This is a genomic window from Enterobacter sp. ENT03 (assembly GCF_019218745.1).
Classification (GTDB): Bacteria; Pseudomonadota; Gammaproteobacteria; order Enterobacterales; family Enterobacteriaceae; genus Enterobacter_D.
Genome location: NZ_JAHUXA010000039.1, coordinates 1 through 1,249, shown reverse-complemented (window position 1 = coordinate 1,249; position 1,249 = coordinate 1). Strand labels below are relative to the sequence as shown.

General features: G+C 51.9%; 1 protein-coding gene. It reads left to right on the top strand.

Features of this window, described 5'->3' with window-relative positions; genetic code table 11:
- The first annotated feature begins 72 nt into the window (after positions 1-72).
- Positions 73-1,241 (top strand): IS3 family transposase gene (locus KW828_RS21615; protein WP_218338286.1). Its coding sequence is split into 2 segments (ribosomal slippage): positions 73-322 and positions 322-1,241, totalling 1,170 coding nucleotides; the frame shifts between segments, so codons are not numbered across the junction.
- The last annotated feature ends 8 nt before the right edge of the window (positions 1,242-1,249 follow it).

Genomic DNA, 1,249 nt, shown 5'->3' with positions numbered 1-1,249 from the left:
TGAAGTGGTTTACTGAATTTGGCCACCTGAACAGAGGTGATATGCTCACCTCAGAACAACACAGGTGCTCCAATGAAAAGAAGAAATTTCAGTCCTGAATTCAAACGCGAATCCGCTCAACTGGTACTTGACCAGAACTACACCGTTGCAGACGCAGCCAGCGCTATGGATGTCGGCCTTTCCACAATGACGCGATGGGTGAAGCAGTTGCGTGATGAGCGACAGGGAAAAACACCAAAAGCCTCCCCCATTACCCCGGAACAAATTGAAATCCGTGAGCTCAGGAAAAAACTACAACGTATTGAAATGGAAAATGAAATATTAAAAAAGGCTACCGCGCTCTTGATGTCAGACTCCCTGAACAGTTCTCGATAATCGGGAAACTCAGGGCGCGTTATCCTGTAGCCACTCTCTGCCAAGTGTTCGGGGTTCATCGTAGCAGCTACAAATACTGGAAAAACCGTCCTGAAAAACCAGACGGCAGACGAACAGTATTACGAAGCCAGGTGCTTGAGTTGCATAGCATCAGCCACGGTTCGGCCGGGGCCAGGAGCATTGCCACCATGGCGACCCAGAGAGGCTATCAGATGGGGCGCTGGCTTGCTGGCAGGCTCATGAAAGAACTGGGACTGGTCAGTTGCCAGCAACCCACTCACCGCTATAAACGTGGTGGCCATGAACACGTTGCTATCCCTAATCACCTTGAGCGGCAGTTCGCAGTGACAGAGCCGAATCAGGTGTGGTGTGGCGACGTGACGTATATCTGGACAGGCAAACGCTGGGCGTATCTCGCCGTTGTTCTCGATCTGTTTGCGAGAAAGCCAGTGGGCTGGGCAATGTCGTTCTCACCAGACAGCAGACTCACCATGAAAGCGCTGGAAATGGCATGGGAAACGCGCGGCAAGCCAGCCGGAGTGATGTTCCACAGCGATCAGGGCAGTCATTATACGAGCAGGCAGTACCGGCAGTTGCTGTGGCGATACCGGCTCAAGCAGAGTATGAGCCGGCGTGGAAACTGCTGGGATAATAGCCCAATGGAACGCTTCTTCCGGAGCCTGAAGAATGAGTGGGTACCGGTGACGGGTTACATAAACTTCAGCGATGCAGCCCACGCAATAACGGACTATATCGTTGGATATTACAGCACGCTCAGGCCGCATGAATATAACGGTGGCTTACCCCCAAACGAATCGGAAAAACGATACTGGAAAAACTCTAACGCGGTGGCCAGTTTTTGTTGACCACTTCA